At 71.8% G+C, this 5052-nt stretch carries 4 protein-coding genes; 3 read left to right on the top strand and 1 reads right to left on the bottom strand.

Features of this window, described 5'->3' with window-relative positions; genetic code table 11:
• Positions 1–1166 (top strand): Cmx/CmrA family chloramphenicol efflux MFS transporter (locus RJ05_RS08960; RefSeq protein WP_036535478.1); only part of this gene is annotated, 1166 nt, incomplete at its 5' end.
• A 47-nt stretch (positions 1167–1213) separates the two neighbouring features.
• Here RJ05_RS08960 and RJ05_RS08955 read toward each other — a convergent pair.
• Positions 1214–3787 (bottom strand): AAA family ATPase, encoded by a 2574-nt coding sequence (locus tag RJ05_RS08955; protein ID WP_036535476.1) that lies wholly within the window; start codon positions 3785–3787, stop codon positions 1214–1216.
• Positions 3788–3951: 164 nt separating this feature from the next.
• On the opposite strand from RJ05_RS08955, the gene RJ05_RS30770 reads away from it, so the two are divergent.
• Both RJ05_RS30770 and RJ05_RS08950 read left to right on the top strand, forming a co-directional pair.
• Positions 3952–4185, top strand: coding sequence for a hypothetical protein (locus RJ05_RS30770; protein WP_138445595.1), 234 nt, complete (start codon positions 3952–3954; stop codon positions 4183–4185).
• A 128-nt stretch (positions 4186–4313) separates the two neighbouring features.
• Positions 4314–5052, top strand: a 739-nt coding sequence (locus RJ05_RS08950; protein WP_303621228.1) for a styrene monooxygenase/indole monooxygenase family protein, incomplete at its 3' end; no start/stop codon positions are given.

The following is a 5052-nucleotide window of genomic DNA, read 5'->3' as shown; positions in this document are numbered from 1 at the left end:
CCGAACTCATGCTCGCCGGATTACTCACCGAGATGTCGGCCGACCTCGGCGTCTCGGTTCCCCGTGCCGGCCTGCTGATCTCGGCCTTCGCGCTCGGCATGCTCGCGGGTGCCCCGGTACTGGCCGTGCTGACGCTGCGCTGGTCGCGGCGTACCGCCCTGCTGGTGTTCCTCGCGGTCTTCATCGCCGCGCACATCGTCGGTGCGCTGTCCACCGACTACTGGGTGGTCTTCGGCACCCGCGTCGTCGCGGCCTTCGTCTACGCCGGATTCTGGGCGGTCGCGGCCGCCACCGCGATCGGCCTGGTGCCGGAGAACATGCGCGGGCGGGCGATGAGCGTCGTCGCGGGCGGCTTGACCGTCGCCACCGTCGTCGGACTGCCCCTCGGCACCGTCATCGGGCAGCACTTCGGCTGGCGGGCCGCCTTCTGGGCGGTCGCGATCCTGTCGGCGCCCGCCATGATCGGCGTGCTGGCGAAAATCCCCGGCGGGCGCCCCGCCCGGACGCCGCGGGTGCGCAGCGAACTCGCCGGTATGGTTCGGCCCCGGCTGTGGTTGTCCTACGCCATGACGGCCGTGGCGACCGGCGCGCTGCTGGTGACCTTCTCCTATCTGGGCGCCATGCTCACCGAAACCACCGGCCTGGCCGACTCCTGGGTGCCCGTCGTCCTGGCCGGATACGGTGCGGGCGCGCTGGCAGGCATCGTCGTCGGCGGCCGGGTGGCCGACCGGCATCCGATGCGCACGCTGACCGTCGGCGTCACCGGACTGATCGTCACCTCCGCGCTGATCGCGCTGACCGCCACGCACATCGCGCCGATGGTGGTGCTCGCGATAGCGTTGGGCGCGTTCGGATTCGGCACCAACCCGGTGCTGAACTCCCGGGTGTTCGCACTCGCCCCCGAGGCGCCAACGATGGCTGCGGCGGTGAACACCTCGGCGTTCAATGTCGGGATCACCGCGGGACCATGGCTGGGTGGGCTGGCGCTCACCGCCGGGTTCGGGTATCCGGCGACGGCCTGGATCGGCGCGGCACTGGGTGTGGTGGCATTGGGGCTGGTGGGTTGCGTGGCCGCGACGCAGCGGCGCGACGCCACCGCCCGGACGGGCGCGCAGGTCGCCGAGGAGCGCGCAACCGCCGCTGAACCGGCACCCGTCCGCGTCTGATACTCCCCCGCACGACGCCGCGCCCGCACGGTCGCCGCGGGCGCGGCTCAGGTGCCCGGCGGCCGCGGCTCCCGTTTGCGTGGTGTGCCGGGGCGCCGCGCCGCCTCCTCGGCGACGGTGGCGCGGTGCTCGGCGGGGACCAGGGCGATGATGTCGTCGCGGGAGCCGATGGTGAGCTTCTGGAAGATCGCGGCCATCTGCGCGTCGACGGTCTTGAACGAGCTGCCCCGGCGGGCGGCGATCGCGGTATTGGTCCAGCCCGCCGCCGCCAGCGTCGCCACATCCTGCTCGGCCGCCGACAGCTCCTGCCAGCGAGTCGGCCGCTGCCGCCGGACCGGATGCCGCACCGGCAGCGCGTCCAGCGACAGCGTGCCCAGGGCCAGCCGGGCCACCTCGTCGAGTTCCGGGCGCAGCATCGCGCCCTCGCGTTCGGCGGCGGTGAACGCGGCCTCACCGAGGGCCGACCGCGCGACCTGCGCGGCCCACTCGGTTTCGGCGCGGAAGGAGGTGAGGTGTTCCAGGTCGACGCCGAGGCGGCGCCGCAGCGACGCCGCGCCGCCCAGAATCCAGGCGATCTCGCGGGCGCAGTCGCGCGGGCGGTCGCCGGGCGCCGGCCCGTCGTCGATCTTGCGCGCCAGCGCCCACGCGTACATGTGCACCGCCCAGACGGTGCCCCACCGATCACGCATGGCCAGCTGGTCGGCCAGCGTGGCGCGCACGCGAGCGAGGGCGGTCTCGGCATCGCTGTTCTTGATCAGCGCCAGCACCCAGCCGAGTTCGGCCCAGGACAGATCCCACGGCGCACCGGCACGGCGCGAAGCCTCGAGATGACGGCGGGCGATATCGCGGGCCTGCTCGGGGGTTCCGGTGAAACCGGTGGCGAGAACCTCGAACATCTCACTCAGCGACGCACCACCGCGGTCGCCGGCCGCGCGGAATTTGCGCTGCGCACGCGCGAGCACCGCGATCGCGCGAGGATCGTTGTGCACCAACATCAACAGGCTGCCGTAGGTGAACTCCACCGGCGCGGGCAAGCCCAGATCCGCCTCCGGTTCCCGGCGGACCCGCGCCACCGCGTCCGGCTCGGGCAGGCAGGCGGCGACGCATTCGTCGAGCAGCCGTTCGGCATCGGCGGGAATGCCCTGGCACATGCTCAGCCAGCCGATCATCGACATGGCGGTGACCTGCAGCTCGACCGGCTGCGGGTCCAGCGCGCGGGTAGCGGCGAGCGCACGTTCGGCCAGATGACGCGACTCGCGCAACGACCCCTTGAAGAACGGCACCCGGATGGCGATCAGCCCGACCATGATCTCCAAGCCGACCGCCGCCTCCCCCGGGGTCGCCTCGGCGCTGTCGATGGCGCACAGCAGGTTGTCCCAGGCGGCGCGGGCCCAATCCAGCAGCTGCTGCTCGCCGGGGCCGAGCCATTCGCCGGCGGCCCGCGCCACCTTGTCGCGGTAGTAGCGGCGGTGCCGATCGCTGAACCGCGCCAATTCCGCCTCGCCGCGATCGCGCAGGCGCTGCTGAGCGAAGACCCGGAAACTCTCCAGCAGCGAATATCGCGCGGCCTCGGCGGTCAGATGCACCGAGACCAGCGATTGATCGACCAGCCGCTCCAGCAGGCCCTCGACCTCCTCGCGGGCAATACCGTCCGGGCGCGCGCCGGGATCGTCGTCGGCGCAGACCGCTTCGATGGCCTCGAGTTCGGCACCGATATCGCGTTCACCGGTGTCGCCGGGATCGGCGTCGTAGCCGGCGGCGAACACCGACAGCCGCTCGAACAGCAGCCGCTCCTTGTCGTGGCACAGGTCGTAGGACCAGGCGATGACATCGCGGATGCCCTGATGCCTGCCGTCGGCGCCGACCCGGTGCCCCGGCGACCAGCCCAACCGGCGGTCGGAGGCCTCCCCGGTGAGATCGCGCAGGATCATCGACAGCGGTTGCCTGCGCAGCCGGGCGGCGGCCAGCTGAATCGACAGCGGATGATTGTGCACGTGCCGGCAGATCGCGGCCGCGAGTTCACTGTCCACGGCGCCCGCGACGCTGTGCCCGGTCAATTCGGCCCGGCCGCGGAACATCGTCAGCGCCTGCTCCGCCGACAGCGAACCCACCGGAACCAGATGCTCATCGACCCAGCCGATGGCTTCGCGACTGGTCGCGACCACGGTCAAGCCGGGCACCGCGGCGATCAGATCGGCGATCACCCGGCCCACGCCCTCGAGGACGTGCTCGCAATTGTCCATCACCAGCACGGTCTGCAACTTGCGTCCGACGGCGTCGGTGCGGGCCAGGGTATCGGTGAGGGCATCCCAGGCCGGGCGCCCGGAGAAATCGTCGTGCACCAGCGACTGGGCAAGCTCGTTCTCGATCGCGGCGGCGTCGGCATGCCGGGGCAGCCTCGCCAGCCGGGCCCAATGCACCGGCACCCGTTTGGCCTTGTGGAATCGGTGCACCGCCTCGGTCGCCAATCGGGTCTTGCCGATGCCACCAGCGCCGATCAGCGTGATCAGCCGGGTCGAACCGAGCAGCAGGGTGCCGATCTTCTCCAACTCACGCTCGCGGCCGATGAAATCACTGGTGGCCGCCGGCGGAGCACCGGTGCGCGCAGTTCTGGCCGTCACGATGGTGCAGCATAGCCGTCGCGCGCGTCGGAAATCGGGTGTTGCGGCCACGGATGTGCGCGATCTACCTATAGGCGCAATGTGATGGGTCCACTTGCCGCCCAAGGCATCCGGCGACGCCTGGGAGCACCGGCACGACCAGCGAAACTGTCAGGACAGTGCGAATGACGCCTCTGCGGGACACTCACGACCTCGGGCCGGGCCACGCTACCCGGCCGCAAACCTGCCGGATTCGCGTGCGCTTCGACGACCCGCCGATCGAACTGAGCTACCAGGACGACCGCGCCGTCGCCGCCCGATTCGCGCTGGCAGCAGCGGCGTTGGGCCTGCACGTGACCATCGACCAGCAGCCGCACCGCGATCTGCCCGCGCTGCCGTGCCGCGGATTGTGGACATGAGCGGCGGGCGCAGGCCCCGGCGCGGCGCGGGCCGCGGCACCGGTGCGCGCATCGCCTACCGATGTGCGCGCCCTACCTATCATCCGACGATTCCGGTACACGCCGATCGATACCGGAAGGATCCGTACATGGGACAGATACAGGTGGTGGGTGCCGGCGAATGCGGGCTGCCGCTGGCGCTGCGCCTTCAGCGCGGTGGCCAGGACGTCACGCTGGTCACCGACAAGGACGCCGAGGCGGTGCTGGCCGGTTCGGTCACCAGCACACAGGTCAAGTTCGCCCGCACCATCGCCCTCGAGGCGGAGGCCGGCCTGGACTACTGGGCCGACGCGCCCGCCATCGACGGCATCCGGTTCACCATGGTGGTCGACCGCCATGCGGTGGCCGGCTGGTCGGGGCGGTTCAGCGCACCGGCCCGCAGCGTCGACCAGCGCACCGTCTTCGCCCGCTGGTTCGGCGAATTCGTGGCCGGTGGCGGCCGGGTGGAGCTCACCGAGCCCTCGGTCGACGACGTCGACCGCGGCGCCGCCGGACACGACCTCACCGTCGTCACCCGCGCCTCGCGCGAGCTGGCCGCCTGCTTTCCGCTCGACTCCTCGCTGACCGTGCCGAGCCGGCCGGTCCGCACACTGGCGGCGCTGTACCTCGACGGGGTCACCCCCGATCCCGACGGGCTCGGCACCTATGTAGCGCTGCCCGGGCTCGGCGAGATGGTCTCCACACCGGCCCTCACCGGCACCCCGGGACAGGAGCGGACCTGCGCGACGCTGATGTTCGAAGCGGTGCCCGGCGGCGGCCTCGACGTGTTCGACGCCGCGACCACACCCGCCGAGCGGCTACGGCTGGCCCGCGAGATCCTCGACCGGC

Origin of the sequence: Nocardia cyriacigeorgica NBRC 100375 (assembly GCF_000308555.1) — a bacterium.
GTDB classification, from domain to species: Bacteria; Actinomycetota; Actinomycetes; order Mycobacteriales; family Mycobacteriaceae; genus Nocardia; species Nocardia cyriacigeorgica.
The sequence above is the reverse complement of the archived record's forward strand: the minus strand, read 5'-3'. Positions and strand labels throughout refer to the sequence as shown.